This is a genomic window from Actinophytocola sp., from assembly GCF_049647105.1.
GTDB lineage: Bacteria > Actinomycetota > Actinomycetes > Mycobacteriales > Pseudonocardiaceae > Actinophytocola.
Map to the genome: position 1 here is coordinate 13912 of NZ_JBARWZ010000171.1, position 19288 is coordinate 33199.

Genomic DNA, 19288 nt, shown 5'->3' on the forward strand with positions numbered 1-19288 from the left:
TGTTGACGGCCGTGCTCAAGGGATTGCTCGCCCGCAAGCTGCGCCTGACGCTGGCGGGCTTCGCGGTGGCGCTCGGCGTGATGGCCGTGTCCGCCGCCATGATCACCACGACGACCATCGGCAGCGGCTTCGACTCGATCTTCGCGAGCACCAGCGAGAACACCGACGTGTCGGTCACCGCCAGGTCCGATGTGGACTCCGGCATGGGCGGCAGGGCGTTCACCCCACCGGTGCCCGCGTCCGTGGTCGGCGAGCTGACGGAGGTGCCCGGCGCGAAGTCGGTGACGGGTGAGGTGTCGGCCGACGGCGCCCGGCCGGTCGGCCGCGACGGCAAGGTGATCAGCGTGCAGGGGCCGCCACGCAGTGGTGTGGCGTGGCACGGCGAGACCGGGCCGGTGCGGCTGTGGTCGGGCCGGGGGCCCGCCGCGCCGGACGAGGTGGCCATCAACGGTGGTCTCGCGGACCGAGGGCGGTTCACCGTCGGCGAGCAGCTCGACGTGCTGACGCTCGCACCACGGCAGAGCTTCACGATCGTCGGGATCTACGGCTACCGCAACGGCCGCGGCTCCATGGGTGGCGACACACAGGTCGCGTTCACCGAGCCGGTGGCGCAGCGGCTGATGCTCGGTGCGTCCGGGGTGTACAGCTCCGTCACCGTCACGGCCGAGGCCGGAGTGTCCAGGGAGGAGTTGCGTGACCGGGTCACCGACACGCTCGGTTCCGGCTACACGGTGCGGACCGGGGACGAGCTTGCCGCGTCGACCGCCGCCGACGGCAAGGCGTTCCTGGACATCGTGCGGATGGTGCTGCTCGGCTTTTCCTGGCTGTCGCTGCTGGTCGGGATCTTCCTGATCCTCAACACGTTCTCGATCCTCGTGGCGCAGCGGACCGGTGAGCTGGCGCTGATGGCCGCGCTCGGCGCGCGGCGGCGGCAGATCGTCGGGGTGGTGCTGATCGAGGCCGCGATCGTGGGTGCCGCCGCGTCGGTGGCCGGCATCGGGCTTGGCGCCGGGGTTTCCGTGCTGCTGAAGATGGTCATGGAGGCCAACAGCGGTGCGTCGCTGCCGGTCGGGCTGATCGTGCCGGTGCCGGACCTGGTGCTGGCGTTCGCGCTGGGCATCGTCGTGACGCTGGTGGCGGCGCTCGTGCCCGCCCTGCGAGCCTCCCGGGTGGCGCCGGTGCGGGCGATGCGTGCGTCGGCGGCCGAACAGCGGTCGCTCACGCGGATCACGTGGCTTGGCGCGGTACCCGCCGTGCTCGGCGTCGCGGCGGTGGTGGCGTCGATGGCGGAGGACGGGTCGTCGCGGTGGGTCGCGCTGGCGGGCGGGGTCGTGCTGGGCCTGTTCGGGCTGGCGCTCCTGACCCCCGTGCTGAGCCGGACCCTGCTGCCGGTACTCGGCCGGGTCGTGGGCTGGTCGATGCCGGGCAGGCTGGGCAACCGCAACGCGGCCAGCAACCCGCGGCGCACCGCGATCACCGTGTCGACGCTGGTGATCACGCTGGGCCTGGTCGGCGGGGTGAGCGTGCTCGCGGAGTCGATGCGTGCCGACCTGTCCTCGGCCGCGACCCGTGACCTCGGCGCCGACCTGGTGATCAGCGGCGACGGCGTCACCGGCCGCGCGGGTGGCCAGGGCGGCGGACCGCCCACCGCGGCGGACGGCCGGATCATGCCGACGTTCGACGCGTCGGTGATCGAACAGGCCCGCGCGGTGCCGGGGGTGTCCCGGGCGGTCGCGCAGTACGTGGACACGGCGCGGTTCGACTGGGGCGCCTCACCCGCGGCGGCGGCCGACCTGTCGCAGCTGTCCGGAGTGCTGGCGCTGCCGGGGTCGCCGCGCACGCCCGCGCCCGGCTCGGTCGTGCTCGACACCGCGACGCTGGCCGACCACGACCTCGCGGTAGGCGACACGGTGCGACTGGCGACGCGGCGGGCGGGCTGGCGAGAGTTCCGGATCTCGGACCGCTACGAGGCGAACTACCTGCTGCGCGGCCCGGTGTTCAACCCGTCGGAGGTGGCGACGCTGTTCGTGTCGCCTGCGCCTGCGATCGGGTACATGCGGCTGGCGCCGGGTGCCGACGCGGCGGCGGTCACCCGCGCGGTGGCCGGGTTGGTCGCCGCCAACCCGGAGGTCTCGGTCCAGGACCAGACACAGCTGGCGGACGACGCGGCCGGGCAGGTCAGCGTCGCGGAGACCATGCTGTACGTGTTGCTGGGACTGTCGGTGGTGATCGGGATCCTGGGCATCGTCAACACGATGGCACTGTCCATTGTGGAGCGGACGCGTGAGCTGGGACTGCTGCGGGCGATCGGCATGCGGCGCTCGCACGTGGTGGCGATGGTGGTCGCCGAGTCGGTGATGATGTCGGTGTTCGGCGCGGTGCTCGGGCTGGCCGCGGGTGGGGCGGCCGGGGTCGCGGTGGTGAAGGTGCTCGGGCTGTCGGCGCTGGAGATCCCGTGGACGTCGCTCGCCGTGTTCCTCGGGCTGGCCGTGGTGGCCGGACTGGTCGCGGCACTGGCGCCCTCGACCCGCGCGGCACGGGTGAACGTCCTCTCGGCCATCGCGTACGAGTAACGGGCCGGGCCGTCCGTGTTCTGCGATGCTGGTCCCATGCCACGTCAGAACGTCGTCATCACCACGGAGGACGGCGAATGCGCCGCCACCCTGCACACACCGTCCGATCAGGCGGGCCACCCCGGCGTGCTCATGTATCCGGACGCGATCGGCGCGCGCGAGACGTTCGCAGGCATGGGTGACCAGCTCGCCGGGCTCGGCTACACCGTGCTGGTGCCGGACATCTACTACCGCGACGCGCCGTACGCCCCGTTCGACGCGGCCACCGTGTTCGGCGACCAGGAGGAACGCGCACGGCTCGGCGCGCTGGCCGGGAGCATCACGACCGAGCGGGCCATCGCCGACGCCGGCGCGTTCCTCGAGTTCCTCGCCGGGCGGGCGGAGGTGTCCGGGTCCTCGATGGGCACGACCGGGTACTGCATGGGCGGCAAGCTGTCGCTGCTCGCTGCGGCGCACCACCCGGACCGGGTCGCGGCGGCCGCCTCGTTCCACGGCGGGAACCTCGCGGCGGAGGACGATCCGGACAGCCCGTACCGGGTGGCCGACCGGATCCGCGCGGCCGTGCTCGTCGCGGCCGCGCAGGACGACCGCTCGTTCCCGCCCGAGCAGTACGACCGGCTGGAGCGGGCGCTGACCGAGGCGGGGGTCCGGCACACGCTGGCGGTGTACCCGGCGAAGCACGGCTTCGCGGTCCCGGACAACGACACCTACGACACCGCCGCCGCGCAGCGCCACTGGGCGGCGCTGGAGAGCCTGTACGGCGAGACCCTGCTCGGTCAGAGGTAGCCGGGGAAGCGGGCGCTGGACCAGCGGTCATGCCGACACACGTCGGTAGGCTGGGGCCATGTTCGTGAAGGTCTGTGGGCTCCGCACGTCGGCCGATGTCGACGTCGCGGTGTCCTCGGGCGCCGACGCCGTCGGGTTCGTGTTCGCCGCGAGCCCGCGCCGGGTCGACCCGGCGACCGCCCGTTCGCTCGTGGCGGCGGCAGGCTCCACGCTGACCGTCGGCGTGTTTCTCGGGCAGCCGGTCGAGGAGGTCCGCGCGGTCGCGGAGGCCACCGGCATCGGCGCCGTCCAGCTGCACGGCGACTACCGCGAGGACGCCTTCACCGCGCTGGCCGACCCGAGGTGGCGGCTGATCCGCGCGGTCCCGTTTTCCGCGCCTGACCTGCGGGTCGGCGCGTACGGCGACGACCTCCTCCTCGTGGACGCCCCGCGCGCCGGTGCCGGCGAGTCGTGGGACTACGCGTCCGTCGCGGGTCTCGACGGCCAGTGGCTGCTGGCCGGGGGCCTCACCCCGGCCTCCGTCGCCGCCGCCGTCGCCACCACCAAGGCCTGGGGGGTCGACGTCTCCAGCGGCGTCGAGTCCAGCCGGGGCGTCAAGCACCACGGGCTCATCGCGGACTTCCTCGCCGCGGTCCGGTCGTAACCCCCGGTCACCGCCCTTCTCAGCACCCGGAACGGCCCGAGAGTCGACGTAGGCTCGACTGTGGCTGGGTGGCCAGCCGCCAGGAGGAGGTCTTCATGCGTTTCGACACTCTCGCGGTCCACGGGGGCGAGCGGGTGCCGGGTCCCGAGGGCTCGGTGGTGTTCCCGATCTTCCAGGGCACGGTGTTCACGGTCGAGCCGGGTTCTGGCTACCACGACATCAAGTACCACCGGCTCAACTCGACCCCGACGCAGAGCTACCTGCACGACAAGCTCGCCGCGCTGGAGGGTGCGGAGGCGGCGGTCGCCACGTCGTCGGGCATGGCCGCCGTGACCACGATCCTGCACAGCCTGCTCGGCGCTGGCGACCACCTGCTGGTCGGCGACTGCCTCTACGGCGGCACGCACGACTTCCTCACCCAGCACGCGGCGCGGCTCGGCTGGGAGTACACGGTCATCGACACCCACGACCCTTCGTCGTGGGAGGTGCGGGACAACACGAAGGTCGTGCTGGTCGAGACCATCACGAACCCGCTGATGCGGGTCGGCAGGCACCGTGAGGTGATCGAGTTCGCCAGGTCGAACGGGCTGACCAGTGTGGTGGACAACACGTTCGCGTCGCCCGTGAACTTCCGGCCGGTGGTCGCGGGCTTCGACCTGGAGTTCAACAGCGCGACCAAGTACCTGAACGGGCACGCCGACGTGGTGGCCGGCTCGGTCGCGGGGTCATCGGAACTGGTCGAGAAGGTGCGGCACACGCTCAACCTGTACGGCGGCAGCCTCGACCCGCACGCCGGTTACCTGCTCGCCCGCAGCCTGAAGACGCTCGGCGTGCGGGTGCGGGCGCAGAACGCGAACGCGCTGGCGGTGGCGGAGTTCCTTGCGGGCAACGGGAAGGTCGCGCAGGTCAACTACGCGGGCCTGCCGCAGCACCCGGACCACGCGCACGCGAGCGAGCTACTGAACGGATACGGCGGCATGCTGAGCTTCCGCCTCGATGGCGGCGTGCGTGCCGCGGAGGCGCTGCTGGCGGCACTGAAGCTGCCCGCGAACGCCCCCAGCCTCGGCGGCGTGGAAACACTGATCACCCGGCCGTCGACCACGTCACACGCGGGGATGTCCCCTGAGGACCGGGCGGCGGTCGGCATCACCGACGACCTCATCCGCCTGTCGGTGGGCATCGAGGACGCGGAGGATCTGCTGGCCGACTTCGCGGAGGCTCTGGACAAGGTCTGACGCACTCACGTGGTGGGTCATGGCTCGTCGCGCGGGCGCCGGTCGTCGGCCGGGTCCTGGTCGGCGACGCCGCCGGCTCGCATGAACCACAGGTTCAGCTCGTGGATCGCCCGGCCGATCGGCCGGGCGAACACCACGAGTGCGATGACGAGCAGGATGATCCCCCCGCCGATCACCAGGTTGACGATCGGGTGTTCGGCGGCGAACTGGCCTGCCAGCTCGATCATCGGTCGCGTAGTGCGGTTTCCACCGCACCCACCTTGTCCGCGAGCAGGCCGAGCGCGCCAACCGCGCGGACCATCGGATCGTCCTCCGAGCCGCCCAGTGCCTTGTCGCGCAGGAACGCCGCCTTGACCGCCGCCCAGCGCGCCGCCTGTTCGGTGCTCAGGCGGCCACGCAGCTCCGCCAGCTTCAGCAGGTTCGCCTCCGCGCCTGCCGTCAGGGTCTGTGCCTCGCCCTGGTAGTGGTCGTCGATCAGCGTCTCGAGTTCGGCGTCGTTCATCACCGGCACGATGCGTTCCGCGAGCTTGTTCATGTTGCGGTACGAGCCCTGCAGCTGGAACGGCGGCTCCACCCGCGACGACTCGGCCTGCGCCGCGGACGCGATGTAGGCCTGGTTGTTCGCCAGCACGACCTCCTGCACAGCCAGTAGCTTGCGCAGCACGGAGGTGACCTGGTCCAGCTCCACCGCGGAGTACGGGTGCGACAGCTGGTCGGACCGCACCTCCTCGCCGCGGGCAAGGCGGACCATCAGCTCGATGTCACCACGCTCGCGGGTGGACAGTGGGGCCAGGACCTGGTTGGACGTCAGCGAGTTCTCGACGTAGCTGAGGGCGAACAGGTCCTCGCGGCCGGACAGCACGTCACCGAGGTTCCACACGTCGGCACGGTTCGCCAGCATGTCGGGAATCCGGAACCGCTTGCCCTGCTCGGTGTACGGGTTGCCGGCCATGCAGACCGCGAACCGCTTGCCGCGCAGGTCGTAGGTCCTGGTGCGGCCGTCCCACACGCCTTCCATCCGCCGCTGCGCGTCGCACAGCGAGATGAACTTCTGCAGCAGCTCCGGGTTGGTGTGCTGGATGTCGTCCAGGTACAGCAACGCGTTGTTGCCCAGCTCCAACGCGAACGAGATCTTCTCGACCTCCTGCCGCGCGGTCGCGTTGGGTGCGTCCGCCGGGTCGAGCGAGGTCACGTCGTGGCCCAGCGCCGGGCCGTTGACCTTCACGAACACCAGCCCGAGCCGGTTCGCGACGTACTCCATCAGCGTCGTCTTGCCGTAGCCGGGCGGGGAGATGAGCAGCAGCAGGCCCATCTGGTCGGTGCGTTTCGCGTCACCGACGGCGCCGAGCTGCTTGGCGAGGTTGTCGCCGATCAGCGGCAGGTACACCTCGTCGAGCAGCCGGTTGCGCACGAACGCGCTCATCACCTTCGGCTTGAACTCGTCGAGGCGCAGCCGCGCGCGTTCCCGGTCGAGCAGCTCGTTGCGCTGCTTCTGGTAGGCGCGGAACGCTGGCACGCGCTCCAGCCGGAACTTCCTCGTCCTGGCGAGGGCCTCGTCCAGCCGCAGCACCAGCCTGCGGTCCGCGACGCGCGGGTGCGCGCCGAGCAGGCCCTCCACGGTGGCCGACACCGCCGCGGACGAGTCGTGCCGGGGCAGGTCGCACAGCAGCAGTGCCACCGCTTCGGGCAGCTCCTCGGCGGGCAGTTCGTCCGAGGTGGACACGAACGCGGTCAGCCACGCGGTCGCCAACTGGTGGCGGGCCACGACATCCTCACCGAGGGCACGCAGGTCGTCGTCGAACTCGCGGCGGCCGCCCAGCTCGCGGCGGAACCGCTCCACGATCGTCCGTGCCCCGGCGCTGGTCACGAACCCGGTCGGGGTCGCGCCCAGCTCCTCGAACAGGTACTCCGCGGCCAGCGCGGTGTCCCCGTCCGCGAGCGGGAACCCGGCGATCGCCGCCGCCAGTTCCTCGCAGAGCGAGGCGATGGCCGCGACCGGCCCGAACGCCGCCCGTGCGCGGGCCAGCGACGCCGCCCGCGTCGACACGGCCTTCCGCGTGTCCTCCCGCGTGCCGAACGCCCAGAACAACTGCGCCAGCGATCGTGGCCCCGGCGGGTAGCGCAGCAGGCCCGCACCGGCCTTCAGCCGCAGCAGCACCTCGAGGATCGCGGCCGCGTCGTGGTCGTGCACGCCGCGCTCGTAGCCCTCGTCGTACCGGGACTCGGCCGCCCGCCGCACCAGCGCGAGCAGTTCGGCCGGCTCGTGGGCGTCCTCGGGGACACCGGCGTCGAGCACGGCCGCCGCCAGATACTCGGCGCGGTACACGTCCGCCGACTCCGACACCAGCAGCTGGTCCCAGAACGGCTTCGTCGACAGGAATCCCGGGTCGCGCACGGGGGTGCGGAAGTCGGTACCGGTGACGGCGAGCGACATGCCGCCGTCCTTTGGCACCAGTGTCAGGTCGATGGCCTGCGTGTTCACCGCGAACCGGTGGCGGCCGAGCCGGACGGTCTCGCCGCCGTCACCGAACAGGTCCGCGCGGTCCCGCAGCGACCGGCCAGCCTCCTGGCGGGCCGCCTTCAGCCTGCCTGCCAGTTCCTCGGCACGCACCGAGTCGTCGAGGTCCCGCAGTTGTTCCGCGACCGACCGGACCTTCGCGACCATCGGGTCCGACGCGAAGTACGTGTTGATATCGTCCAGTGTGGACAGTGTGGCGACCCGGCGGTTGATGCTGGTCAGCACGCGTGCCGCGGAGTCGACGAGCCGGTCCGCGCGGCGCGCCTGATCGTCGACGAGTGCCTGCTTGCGGGACGAGAACGCCTCGTAGACGTCAGTGCGCTTGGCGGTCAGCTCGGCGAGGAAGTCGTCGAAGTCGCTGAACCGGGACTCGAGGTTCTCCAGCTGGAGCAGCAGCCGCCCGAGCTGTTCGTCGCAGCGCTGCGGGGTGTCGGCGACCGCGAGCGCACCCGTGATCGACTGGCCGAGCAGTGCGAACTCGGCGGCGAACGCGGCGCGGCCCTCGGTGGCGAGCAGCTCACGCCGCCGACCGTCCACAGTGGCCCGCGCGCGGTTGACGCCACCAAGCACCTCGCCGATCCGCTCCAGGATCTGCGTGCGCACGGTCGCGTCGGCGATGTCGAGCGACCCGACGACCTCGGTGACGATCTCCAGCCCGGCCGCCTGCTCCGCCAGCCGCTCGACCACCGGGCCCGCCTGCGCCACGGTCGTGATCGCGGCGGCGTCGGCGACGAGCGCCTCGACCTTCTCGTGGTAGCCGGTGAACGCGTCCTCGCCACGCAGGAACTCGACGGCCCGCTTGGCCGCACTGTCCAGTTCGGACTCCAGCGTGGCCGCCAGCTCGTCGATCCGCGCGGTGTCCACGTACCGCAGCTCGCGCAGCGTCACGAGCCTGCCCTGCGCGCGCCGCAGCGAAGCCAGCTGCCCGACCCACTCGTCGGCGGACTTCGGCGCCTCGCCGCGAACCCGCCGCACGAGCGACGCGATCTCCTCGCCGGCCTTGGTCAGCGAGGCGGCCGCGGTATCGGTCAGCGACTTGACGTTCTCGAACTCGGCCAGCACCTGCTCCGCGGTGGCCCGCACGTCGGTGATCGCGCCGCGCAGGTCGCCCAGCTCCTGGTCACCGAGCCAGTGGTAGCTGTCGAAGGCACGCGCGCACGCCGCGATCAGGCCCTCGAACACGGCCGTCGACGGCGCCATCTCACCGATCATCCTGGTGACCGAGAGACAGTCGGAGATGCCGCGCACGAGGTCCGCGTTGCCGACCCGCTCCAGCGGCCCGGTGCCGACCGGCTGCGCGGCCGCGTAGGAGTCGGAAACGTACGGCGTCTGCCACACCTGCATCGGGTGCACCCGCGTCGGTTCCTCCGACGTGGCGCGGAACGCGACCAGCGTGCCGTCCTCGAACAGCGAGTAGCCGTGGCACGGCAGCGGGTTCGCGACCTCCTTGCGGATCACGTTGTACGGCAGCAGGAGCGTGCGGCCCTCGCGGCGGGCGTGGAACGCGTAGACCACGTCCTCACCGTTGGGTGACCGGATGACCCGCTCGAACTCCAGGTCGTCGGTGTCGGTGTTCTCGAACGTGCGCGAGACGCCGGTGGCCAGGTAGTAGCCGCCGGGGAAGATGATGCCCTGGTCCTCCGGCAGCCGCTGGCAGGCCTGGCCGATCCCGTCGAGCCGGACCACGGACTTGGTGCGGGTGTTGAACACCAGGTGGCGAACGGTCTTCTCGTTGTAGGGCAGGATCCGCAGCAGGATCAGCGGGCCGACGCGTGCGTACCGCACGTCGGCGTCGGCGAGGCTCTGCAACGGCTCGTCCACCGGCTCGTGGAAGATGCCCTCGCCGACCTCGGTGTTGTTCTCGATCTTGACGGTCAGGTCGCCGTTGACCGTCTCGATGAACAGCTCGTTCTCGATCGAGATGTGCGGGTGGCGGCCGAGCACGTGGTCGTCGCGGGTGGTCTCGGTCCACTCGAAGTCGTGCGCGGCGGGGAACACGTGGTCCCGCTCGCCCGCGTTGTCCACATACGACAAGGTGCCGTCCGCACCGACCAGCCACCGCAGCACCTTGATGTCCTCGGTGCGCGGGCCGGTCTGGAACACCGCGAGCAGCTTGCCATCGACCGGCCGCAGCTGCAGCAGCCGCGTCTCCCGGTAGTACCGGTACAGCTCGGTGAAGTCGCGGCGGAACCGCTCGTCACCGAGCAGCTCCGGCCGCTCACCCGGCGCGTCCTCGAACCGGAACGCCTCACCGTCGCGGGTGAAGCGGTGCAGCGAGAACACGTCGTTGATGGTCGTTTCCGGCTTGAGGCCGATGAACACGTTGTAGCCGAACAACATCAGCCCGCTCGCGTCGCCGTCCCCGTCCGGGATGGACACGATGTCGCGTGGCACGCAGTTGTTCTCGGTGCGGATCCGCTCGGCCCCGACGAGCCGCAACTCGGTGCTGCCGAACACCTCGAGGCGCCGGTTGTTGAGGGCCTCCGCCCGCCGGGCCAGCTCGCCAGCCTGCTCGGCAAGCCGCTGCCGCAGCACCTCGTACGTGCGGGCGTCGAGCCCGTCGTGAGCGGTACCGCCCGCCCCGGCCTCGGCCGGGGCGGACACGGTCGACGTCACGGCCGCGGCGCGATCTCAGGCACCCGCTCCACCGGAGCCGGTGTGACCGCGGGGACACCGGAGAGCAGGTCCTGGATCCGCGAGGCGTTCGGGCCGCCCTCCTTCATCATCTTCATCAGCGCGGCCGAGATCGACAGGTTCTTGACGTCGTCACTGCCCAGCGCGGACAGGATCTCCTTGAGGTCGTTCGCGAAGCTCGCCTCGCCGTTGAGCCACGGGCCTGCGAGCTTCTTCGCCACCTCCGAGTTGTCGACGAACCCGTCGACGCTCTTGCCGAGCGCGATCGAACCCATGAGCTTGTCGAAGAACACCGTGTCGCCGCCGACGATGTCGATGTCGGCCTTCTCCAGCCCGGCCGCGAGGACCATGGCCTGCGACTCGGCGACCTCGCGCTGCGCCTGGATACCGGCCAGCCGCAGCTCCTTCTCGGCTTCGAGGCGCAGGCGGAACTCCTCGTGCTCGCGGGACGCGTCGTCGAGCGCGGCCATCGCGGCGGCCTTCTCGGTGAGGCCCTCCGCCTCGCCCTTCAGCTTCTCGCGCAGCGCGTCCGCGCCGGCGAGCGCGATCTCCCTGGCCGCGATGGCCTCTGCGCGGCCCTCCTTCTCGATGACGTCCGCGTTGCGTTCCCGCACCTGCACGTCGGCGAGCCCCTTCGCGGCGGCCTCGGCCTGGATGCCCTCCGCGAGGCGGATCTTGGCGCGGGCGTCGAGGTCGGCGGACTGCTGCCGGGCCTCGGCGAGCGTGAGCTCCTCGCGGGCCTTGTGCTTGGCGGCCGCCTCCGCGGCCTCTGCCGCCTTGATGTCCTTGACCAGGCCCTCCTGCGCCTCCGCCTCGGCCGCGATGATCGTGGCCTGCCGCATCCGCTCGGCCTCCTCGACCGCACGCAGGCGCTTGATGTTCTCCTCCTGCTCGGCGACGGTCTTGTCGACGGCGATCCGCTCGCGCACGACCTCGGCGACCGCGCGGCGCTCGACCTCGACCTCCTTCTCCTTGGCCGCGTTGGCGAGCGCGATCTCCCGCTCGCGCCCCACGACCTCGAGCTGGCGGTCCTTCTCGATGCGCTCCGTCTCGATCGCGATGACCCGCTCGCGGTTCTTCTCCGCGACGGCGACCTCCCGGGCCCGGTTCTGGTCCTGGATGCCGAGCTGCTCGTCGGTGCGCAGGTTCGCCTGCTGTGCCTTGAGGCGCTCCTCGGCCTGCACCTTCTGGGTCTCGGCCTCCTCGCGGGCCTTCATGGTCTCGATCTCGCGGCGCTGACGGTTCTCCGCGTCGGCCTGGCGGCGCTCCAGCTCGAGGATCGCCTCGCGGGCGTCCACGTTCTGCTTGGTGATCTCCTTCTCCTCGTTGCGCGTGAACTCGTTGGTCCGCACGTGCTCGATCGCCGTCAGCTCGGTGATCTTGCGGATGCCCTGCGCGTCGAGGATGTTGTTCGAGTCCAGCTGGGACAGCGGCGTCTGCTCGAGGAAGTCGATCGCCGCGTCCTCGAGGCTGTAGCCGTTGAGGTCGGTGCCGATGACCGCGAGGATCCGGTCCCGGAACTCGTTGCGCTTGGTGTAGAGGTCGACGAAGTCCAGGTGCTTGCCGACGGTCTTGAGCGCCTCGGAGAACTTGGCGTCGAACAGCTCCCGCAGCGTCGACTGGTCACTGGCGCGCTGGGTGCCGATGGCCTGCGCGACCTTGATGACGTCCTCGCTGGTCTTGTTGACCCGCACGAAGAACGTGAGCCGGATGTCGGCGCGGATGTTGTCCTGGCAGATCAGGCCTTCCTGGCCGGTCCGCTCGATCTGGATGGTCTTCACCGAGATGTCCATGGTCTCCGCCTTGTGCAGCACCGGGAGCACCACGGCGCCGGTGAACGTGACGTGCACGTTGCGGACCTTGGACACGATCAGTGCCTTGCCCTGCTCCACCTTGTGGAACAGGCGGCTGATCGCGATCAGCACGATCAGCAGTACGACGAGGGCCACCCCGCCCGCGATGAGAATGGTCTCCATTGCTTGTTTCCTTCCGAGCGGAGCTTGCGAAGCAGAGTGCGGGTTCAGGACGCGGGCGCGACCCAGAAGAACTCGCCGTCGATGTCGTAGTCGAAGATCAGTGCGCGATGGCCGTGGGCCAGTTGGTGCTCACCGGTCTGTCGCACCTGGACGATCGCGGTCGACCCGTCGGCCGAGGAGACCTCGGCCTGCCCGAACTCGCCGGTGACCTGGCCGGTGCGGATGACGCACTCGCGGCCGACGAAGTCGTTGCGGGACGCCTCCCCGCCCGGCGCGTAGAGCTTGCGCAGGGGCACGGCGACGAGCCGGGCGGCGTACACGCCGCAGATGAGCGCGACCAGCAGCACGCCACCACCGAAGACCATGGTCACCGGCGCGCCGAGGCCGAGCCCGGCGGCCACCACACCGCCAACGAGGCTGACGAACCAGGAGACGACGACCAGCACGGAGGCCGTCACGGTGACCGGCACGCCGCCGAGTCCGAGACCGTCGCCCACGTCGAGGTCGCCGATCTCGATGTCGAGGGTGCCGAGGAGAACGAGCAGCCAGTAGATCAGTACTGCCGCGAGCAGGAAGCTGAAAACGGCTGCGGGAAAAGACAGTGCGGCGTCGACGAAGTCGCCCATGCGCAGTGCCTCCCCACCTGGACGGTCTCCCACCGAACCGTCGGGGGGACTATATCCAGGCGAGGAGGCACTTGAGGACCGGAACGACGGAAGTTGCGTGTTTAGTTCGCCTTCGTGTGCGCTCGGGAACGGGCCAGTAGCGAAACGCCACCACCCGCGAAGATCACCTGCAGCGCGATCTCGGTCCAGTCGATACCGGCGGTCTCGGCCACCCCGATCAGCCCCGCGACCCCGGTACCGGCCACCGCGGCGACGATGCCGACCAGAATCGTGACGAGCAGTGACAGTTGGTGCCGCCCTGGCACGACCGCCCGCCCGAGCCCCCCGATGACAGCGCCGAAAACGATGGCCGAGATGAGTCCCGTGATCTCCACAGCCCTTCCCCTTTCTCCCGATACCAGCATCGCGCCGGGAACGCGTTCGCGGATCGGGCGAATTCCCTGAGTTTTCTCAGGGTGTGGACGGCATTGCGCTGTGTGCACGCGTCGGCATGAATGGGTGACGACAGCTGTCTCCGATGAGAGGAACACGATGAGCGTCACCGACGAGTTGCTGGCCAACAACGCCGAATACGCGGCGTCCTTCTCCGGGCCGCTGCCCCTTCCGCCCGCCAAACAGGTCGCGGTGCTGGCGTGCATGGACGCGCGGATCAACGTCTATGGCGTGCTCGGCCTGCGGGAGGGCGAGGCACACGTCATCCGCAACGCGGGCGGTGTGGTGACCGAGGACGAGATCCGCTCGCTCGCCATCAGCCAGCGTCTGCTCGGCACCAACGAGATCATCCTGATCCACCACACCGACTGCGGCATGCTGACCTTCACCGACGATGGCTTCAAACAGTCCATTCAGGACGAGACCGGGCTCAAGCCAGCGTGGTCCGCGGAGTCCTTCACCGACCTGGCCACGGATGTGCGGCAGTCGATCGCGCGCATCAACGCCAGCCCGTTCATCCCGCGCAAGGAGTCCGTGCGCGGTTTCGTGTTCGACGTGGCGACCGGAAAGCTCGACGAGGTGGCGTGACCCGCCGTCGTACGTCAGAATCGACTGTATGTTCGATCGATTCGACGCCGCGACCCGGCTGCCCGCGCAGGACCTCGACCGCGCTCGGGCGTTCTACGCCGAGAAGCTCGGCCTCACCCCTGTTGAGGAACGACCGGGCGGCCTGCTCTACCAGTGCGGGAACACGAAGTTCGCGCTGTTCGGGTCCAGCGGCCGCCCGTCCGGCGAACACACCCAGATGGGCTGGACGGTCGACGACATCGAGGCGGTCGTCGACGAGCTGCGGCGCCGGGGAGTGCGGTTCGAGCAGGTCGACGTCCCCGGCCTCCGCACGGTCGGCGACATCGCCGACGTCCAGGGCAACTACCCGTCGCTGGGCACGGGCGAACGCGCCGCGTGGTTCCGCGACAGCGAAGGCAACCTACTCGGCATCGGCCAGCCCGTCCGCCTCCCCGGAATTTAAAAGTGTTGGTTCCGACCCAGCGCATCCGCGGGACCGCAGGCGGTTGGTGGCTGGGTGCCGTCACGTTCCCCTGAGGTTCCTGTTGGTCAGGCCCAGACCTCGCGCAAAGATCCATGGGACATGGGCCTAACCCCCTGGGGTGCTAGAACGAATCGCGGTTGTACGTGGCGAGGCGCTCGGCGAGCACCTTGTCGTCGCGGTCCGCGGCCGGGACCAGGATCTCGGCGACCACGTCGGTCAGCTCCGCCATGCGCTGGTTGAGCTGCCTTGCCTCCTGGACCTCACGCTCCAGCTCGCCGATCCGGTCGTTCAGGCGCCGGATCTCGTCATCGACGCCCACGATGCGGGCCACCCTGCGACCCTGCTTCGCCACGACGGAACGTAACCGCGACTTCACCGCTTCCATGTTGCCACCAGCCTGCATACGTGCGGATCCTCATCCTTGTAAACGGCGTACCCGTAGCCCTCTTCGCGGTGCTCGATGGCCCCGCCCCAGGACTCGATCTCGGCGACGACCTGGTCGCCCGGCAGGTACTTGCGGAAGTGCTCGCCGTACACCTTCTCGGCGGACGCGTTCTCGTCGGTGCGGAACTCCAGATAGAACCGGCCGCCCCGGCGCAGGCACATGCTCGCGATGCGCCACAGCGCGTGCCTGCCTGCGTCCTCCAGCGCGTGCACCAGGAACCTGGCGTACAGCGTGGGCGCCGCCGCGCGGTGCGCCAGCTCGCCGCCCGCCGCGAGGACCTGCCGGGTGTCGTACAGGTTGAACGTCTGGAACCGGGCGGGCAGCCCGTCCGCCTTCGCGGAGTTGCCCGCGCGCTCGGTCGCGGCCGGGATGTAGTCGAAGCCCAGCACGTCGCGGCCCTGCCTGGCGAACCACAGCGAGTCGCGGCCGGTGCCGGAGCCGATGTCGACGATCGCCTGGTCCCCGGCCTCGCGCTCGTGCACCCACTCGGCGAACGGCGATGGCTGCTCGGACACGGTGGACTGCGCGCGGCCGAAGTAGAACGGCCACCAGTGGTTGCGGTTCAGCACGTTGCCCCGGGTCCAGCCGTCGAGGCGACGCCGCACCCAGTGCGGGGTCTCGAACTTGAACGACGGGTCGGGGATCCGCCAGTGCGGGCCGTACGTGATCGCCAGCAGAGCCTCGGGGTCCGCGGGTGCGGCGACCCGGCGGCCCTCCAGCTCGACCTCGCCGAGCGGCAGGATCACGCTCCGGTCGAAGTCCTTGGCGTTGACCTCCGGCATGAGGTAGAAGGTGTCCGCCACGGTGAACCCGGCGAACACGTCGATCGCGCGGCCGCCCTCCGGGTCGGGCACGATCACCTTGAAGTCGGCTGCGGAGAAGCGCCACGTCCAGTACCCGGCGCGGATCATCACGCGCTCGAGGGCGAACGACTCGCGGGCCACGTCGAACGGCGTGGTGTGGCGGCTCAGGTACGCGACATCCGCGTCCGAGTCGTGCGGGATGAAGTGCCCGTCGCGGACCGCGCCGAGCAGCGCGCCGAACGCGAGGAACGCGTCCACCCCGCCCTCGTCACGCAGGCGCGCCAGCACGTCCTCGATCGCGTCGAGCAGCGCCTCGCGGGTCGCCTCGCCGCGCTCGGAGAACCCGCACTGGAGGTCGCCGCCCTTGTCGACGATCAGCGGCCTGCCCTTGCCGTCGACGATCGACACGCGCTGATCGCTGTCGTCGAACACCACGTCGCCGGTGAAGAGGACCTTCTCGCCGAACCGTTCCCGGACGGTCACCGTGCCGGTGCCGCGCAGGAAGGGTCTGAGGTTCACGGGCCAGCGCGCGAGGCGGTGCCCGCCGGTGAGCTTGGTGTCCCGCTCGGCGTTGAACGACCACGTCCACTGGTCGCCGAACAGCACATCGACAACCGACGTCTGGTCGGCCGCGACACGGATTCCGTCCTGGTCGACCGCCGGTGCGTCCTGGCGACTGTGTGTTCCGTTCATGATTCGGGGAACTCTAACAGCGGGTGAACGGAAGGTGGAATCTCTGTTTTTACGTCACGGAGCGTATCCGGTACACGAGGATCGATCCGGCCACTCCCACCAGCGCGGACAGCACGTACAGGACCGGATACCCACCGAGATAGGTGACTATGGGTGCGGCCAGCACCGGCGCGAGGACCTGCGGCAGCGAGTTCGCGATGTTGATCACGCCGAGGTCCTTCCCCCGGTCGGTGGCGGCGGGCAGCACCTCGGTCATGAGCGCGAAGTCGACCGACAGGTACACGCCGAAGCCCAGCCCGAGCACCGCCGCGGCGATGATCGCGCCCGGCCAGGTCGGCCAGAACGCGAGCACCAGCGACGCCACCGCCATCACGTTCCCCGCCCAGCAGACGAACACCCGCCGCCTGCCAAGGCGGTCGGACCAGACGCCGCCGAGGACCACGGTGGACAGCAGCGTCGCCGCGTAGATCGCGGTGAGCACGAAGACGCCACCGTCCGGGTCCGGGTAGCCGACCTCGTCCTGCAGGAAGTACAGCAGGTACACGATCGCGACCGAGTTGCCGAGGTTCAGCAGGAACCGGGTGAACCAGGCCCACCCGAAGTCGGGGTAGCGGCGCGGGCTGATCCAGAAGTCCCGCACGCGCAGCCGCGGCCGGTCGGCCACCTCGATCGTGGTGTCCTTGCGCAGCAACAGGTATGGGACGGTCGTGACGACCAGGAAGGCCGCGCACACGAGGTAGCCCTCGGCGATCCCGCCGACCGCGGCCGCGAGCCCGGAACCCACGACGATGCCGAGCGTCTGGCCGACCCCGAGCCAGCCGCCGACCATGCCGCGCTGCCGGTATGGCACCTGGTCTGGCACGGCGGCGAACAGCGCGGCCTGCATGGCGTTGAGCGTGAACTGGGCCGCGCACCAGCCGAGCACCATGATCACGATGTTCGGTGCCCCGGCGAGGATCCCGAGGCTCGCCACCCCGCCGAGCGCGCCGATCGCGGTCCACGGCAGCCGCCTGCCCGCTCGCCACGTGGTGCGGTCGGAGAGCGCGCCGAAGAGCGGGTTGGCCACCACCGAGCACGCCGCGCCGAGACCGGACACCACGCCGAGCGCGATCTCCTTGTGGTCCGGCGCGAGTTCCTGGGCCTGGAGGCCGAGGAGGACCTGGATGGGTCCGTAGAAGGCGGTGAAGAGGCCGAGGCTGGCGAGGGAGATGAGCGCGGTCCATCGCCGAGGTACCGCGGCCGTCGGCTCCGTCACCGCTGGGCTCTGATCAGATCTCGGTACCAATGGAAGGAGTCCTTCTTCGTACGGGCGAAGGTGTCGTAGTCGACGTGCACGAGCCCGAACCGCTGCGAGTAGCCCGCCGCCCACTCGAAGTTGTCCACAATGGACCACACGAAGTACCCGCGAACGTCGATCCCCTCCGCGATCGACTGGTGCAGCGCGCGCAGGTGCCCGTCGAGGTAGTCGACGCGGCGCTGGTCGTGCACCTCGTCGTGGTAGGCGCAGCCGCTTTCGGTGATGTGGATGGGCGGCAGGTGGTCGCCGTAGCGCTCGGCGAGCATGGCGAGCGTCTGGCGCAGCCCGTCCGGCACGACGGGCCACCCGAAGTCGGTGACCGGGTAGCCGTCGATCGCGGGGAAGTCGAACGGCAGCCCCGGCGGCATGACCGCGCCGTCGATCACGGTGGCCTCTTCTGCTCCGGTGGGCGCCCCGACCAGGCTGGGCAGGTAGTAGTTGACGCCGTACCAGTCCAGCGGCGCGGAGATGATCTCGAGGTCCTCGGCCACCGGCCCTGGCATGGCGGCGGCCAGGTCGTCGCTCGGGTACCGCCCGGTGAGCACCGGCGCGGCGAACATGTCGTTGACGAGCGTGTCGTAGAGGTCGGCGGCACCCCGGTCCGCCGCGCTGCCGGACGCGGGCCAGACGGGCACGTGGTGGTTGGCGATGCCGATGTTGCCGGCACCGTTCGCCCGCAGCGCGCCGACGGCGAGCCCGTGTGCGAGGAGCTGGTGGTGCGCGACGGGGAGCGCCCCGAACATCAGCTCCCTGCCGGGCGCGTGTGCCCCAACGGCGTACCCGAAAAGGGTGACGACCATGGGCTCGTTGAGCGGCATCCACATCCGCACCCGGTCGGAGAGCCGCGCGGCGACGACCGCCGCGTAGTCGGCGAAGCGGAAGGCGGTGTCGCGCGCGAGCCAGCCCCCGTCGTCCTCGATCGCCTGCGGCGTATCCCAGTGGTAGAGCGTGACCGCGGGCGCGATGCCCTTGGCGCACAGCTCGTCGACGAGCCGGTCGTAGAAGTCGAGTCCCCTGGTGTTGACCTCGCCGCGCCCGGTCGGCAGGACACGCGGCCACGAAACGGAGAACCGGTAGGCGCCGACCCCCAGCTCCGCCATGAGCGCGACGTCGTCGGTGTACCGGTGGTAGTGGTCCGTGGCGTGCCTGCCGGTGTCCCCGCCCGCGACCTTGCCGGGCAACGCGGCAAAGGTGTCCCAAGTGGATGGACCACGCCCGTCGGCGTCCACGGCCCCCTCGATCTGGTAGGCCGAACTGGACACGCCCCAGAGGAACCCCTCTGGAAACTGTGGCGGGGACATCGGCAAGGTCATCGCGGTGTCGTCCTTGGTGCGTGGTGCCGGGCGGGAGAATGCTGGTGCCTCCTGGCCCCCAAGGTCAACCCCGCGGTGACCAGGGCGGCCACCACCACGAGAAACCGCCGCGCAGCAAGTTGTCCACAGCCGATCGAGTTATCCACAGTCAAGATCGACAACGCCCTGTTGCCTCACGTCAAGATGCCCGCGTAGGCGGATTCGTTGCCTCATGAAAAGTGTCCGTCTGGGTGAGGCCGGTGTAGGGCTTGGTCGGGAAGTAG

15 protein-coding genes are annotated in these 19288 nt (G+C 70.3%); 6 read left to right on the forward strand and 9 right to left on the reverse strand.

All coding sequences use genetic code 11. The features are described 5' to 3' along the window. Nucleotides 1-11: 11 nt before the first annotated feature. The 4 genes from WBA97_RS21380 (at nt 12) to WBA97_RS21395 (ending at nt 5237) form a co-directional block, all read left to right on the forward strand. Nucleotides 12-2573 (forward strand): ABC transporter permease, encoded by a 2562-nt coding sequence (locus tag WBA97_RS21380; protein ID WP_424232654.1) that lies wholly within the window; start codon nt 12-14, stop codon nt 2571-2573. A gap of 36 nt (nt 2574-2609) precedes the next feature. Continuing rightward, nucleotides 2610-3359, forward strand: a complete 750-nt coding sequence (locus WBA97_RS21385; protein ID WP_424232655.1) for a dienelactone hydrolase family protein — start codon at nt 2610-2612, stop codon at nt 3357-3359. A 58-nt stretch (nt 3360-3417) separates the two neighbouring features. After that, entirely contained in the window at nt 3418-4002 is a 585-nt protein-coding gene (locus WBA97_RS21390; protein WP_424232656.1) for a phosphoribosylanthranilate isomerase, read from the forward strand. A 95-nt stretch (nt 4003-4097) separates the two neighbouring features. Then, entirely contained in the window at nt 4098-5237 is a 1140-nt protein-coding gene (locus WBA97_RS21395) for a trans-sulfuration enzyme family protein (protein ID WP_424232657.1), read from the forward strand. A 17-nt stretch (nt 5238-5254) separates the two neighbouring features. Here WBA97_RS21395 and WBA97_RS21400 read toward each other — a convergent pair whose 3' ends face one another. The 5 genes from WBA97_RS21400 to WBA97_RS21420 all read right to left on the reverse strand — a co-directional run bounded on the left by WBA97_RS21400 (nt 5255) and on the right by WBA97_RS21420 (nt 13365). Then, nucleotides 5255-5464, reverse strand: coding sequence for a hypothetical protein (locus WBA97_RS21400; RefSeq protein WP_424232658.1), 210 nt, complete (start codon nt 5462-5464; stop codon nt 5255-5257). After that, complete coding sequence (locus tag WBA97_RS21405; RefSeq protein ID WP_424232659.1) at nt 5461-10371, reverse strand: DNA repair ATPase; 4911 nt, start codon at nt 10369-10371, stop codon at nt 5461-5463. The genes WBA97_RS21400 and WBA97_RS21405 overlap by 4 nt, the downstream gene beginning before the upstream one ends. Beyond that, nucleotides 10368-12365, reverse strand: coding sequence for an SPFH domain-containing protein (locus WBA97_RS21410; protein ID WP_424232660.1), 1998 nt, complete (start codon nt 12363-12365; stop codon nt 10368-10370). Before WBA97_RS21410 ends, WBA97_RS21405 begins: the two co-directional genes overlap by 4 nt. 44 nt (nt 12366-12409) lie before the next feature. After that, nucleotides 12410-12991 carry a hypothetical protein gene (locus WBA97_RS21415; protein WP_424232661.1) on the reverse strand — a complete coding sequence of 194 codons (582 nt, stop codon included), beginning with the start codon at nt 12989-12991 and terminating at the stop codon, nt 12410-12412. A gap of 101 nt (nt 12992-13092) precedes the next feature. Then, nucleotides 13093-13365 (reverse strand): GlsB/YeaQ/YmgE family stress response membrane protein, encoded by a 273-nt coding sequence (locus WBA97_RS21420; protein WP_424232662.1) that lies wholly within the window; start codon nt 13363-13365, stop codon nt 13093-13095. Between the two features lie 157 nt (nt 13366-13522). On the opposite strand from WBA97_RS21420, the gene WBA97_RS21425 reads away from it, so the two are divergent. Both WBA97_RS21425 and WBA97_RS21430 read left to right on the forward strand, forming a co-directional pair. Beyond that, nucleotides 13523-14011 (forward strand): beta-class carbonic anhydrase, encoded by a 489-nt coding sequence (locus tag WBA97_RS21425; protein ID WP_424232663.1) that lies wholly within the window; start codon nt 13523-13525, stop codon nt 14009-14011. A gap of 28 nt (nt 14012-14039) precedes the next feature. Next, the gene (locus WBA97_RS21430; RefSeq protein ID WP_424232664.1) at nt 14040-14453 is read left to right on the forward strand and encodes a VOC family protein; all 414 of its coding nucleotides are present in this window, start codon (nt 14040-14042) and stop codon (nt 14451-14453) included. A 142-nt stretch (nt 14454-14595) separates the two neighbouring features. On the opposite strand, the gene WBA97_RS21435 is transcribed toward WBA97_RS21430, so the two are convergent. Genes WBA97_RS21435 through WBA97_RS21450 form a run of 4 tightly spaced genes read right to left on the reverse strand, consistent with a single transcriptional unit; the run spans nt 14596 to nt 19013 of the window. After that, nucleotides 14596-14850 (reverse strand): DUF6752 domain-containing protein, encoded by a 255-nt coding sequence (locus WBA97_RS21435; protein ID WP_424232665.1) that lies wholly within the window; start codon nt 14848-14850, stop codon nt 14596-14598. Next, nucleotides 14847-16415, reverse strand: a complete 1569-nt coding sequence (locus tag WBA97_RS21440) for a methyltransferase domain-containing protein (protein ID WP_424232666.1) — start codon at nt 16413-16415, stop codon at nt 14847-14849. The genes WBA97_RS21435 and WBA97_RS21440 overlap by 4 nt, the downstream gene beginning before the upstream one ends. 49 nt (nt 16416-16464) lie before the next feature. Next, nucleotides 16465-17670 carry an MFS transporter gene (locus tag WBA97_RS21445; protein WP_424232667.1) on the reverse strand — a complete coding sequence of 402 codons (1206 nt, stop codon included), beginning with the start codon at nt 17668-17670 and terminating at the stop codon, nt 16465-16467. After that, nucleotides 17667-19013 carry a GH1 family beta-glucosidase gene (locus tag WBA97_RS21450; protein ID WP_424232669.1) on the reverse strand — a complete coding sequence of 449 codons (1347 nt, stop codon included), beginning with the start codon at nt 19011-19013 and terminating at the stop codon, nt 17667-17669. Before WBA97_RS21450 ends, WBA97_RS21445 begins: the two co-directional genes overlap by 4 nt. Nucleotides 19014-19288: the final 275 nt, after the last annotated feature.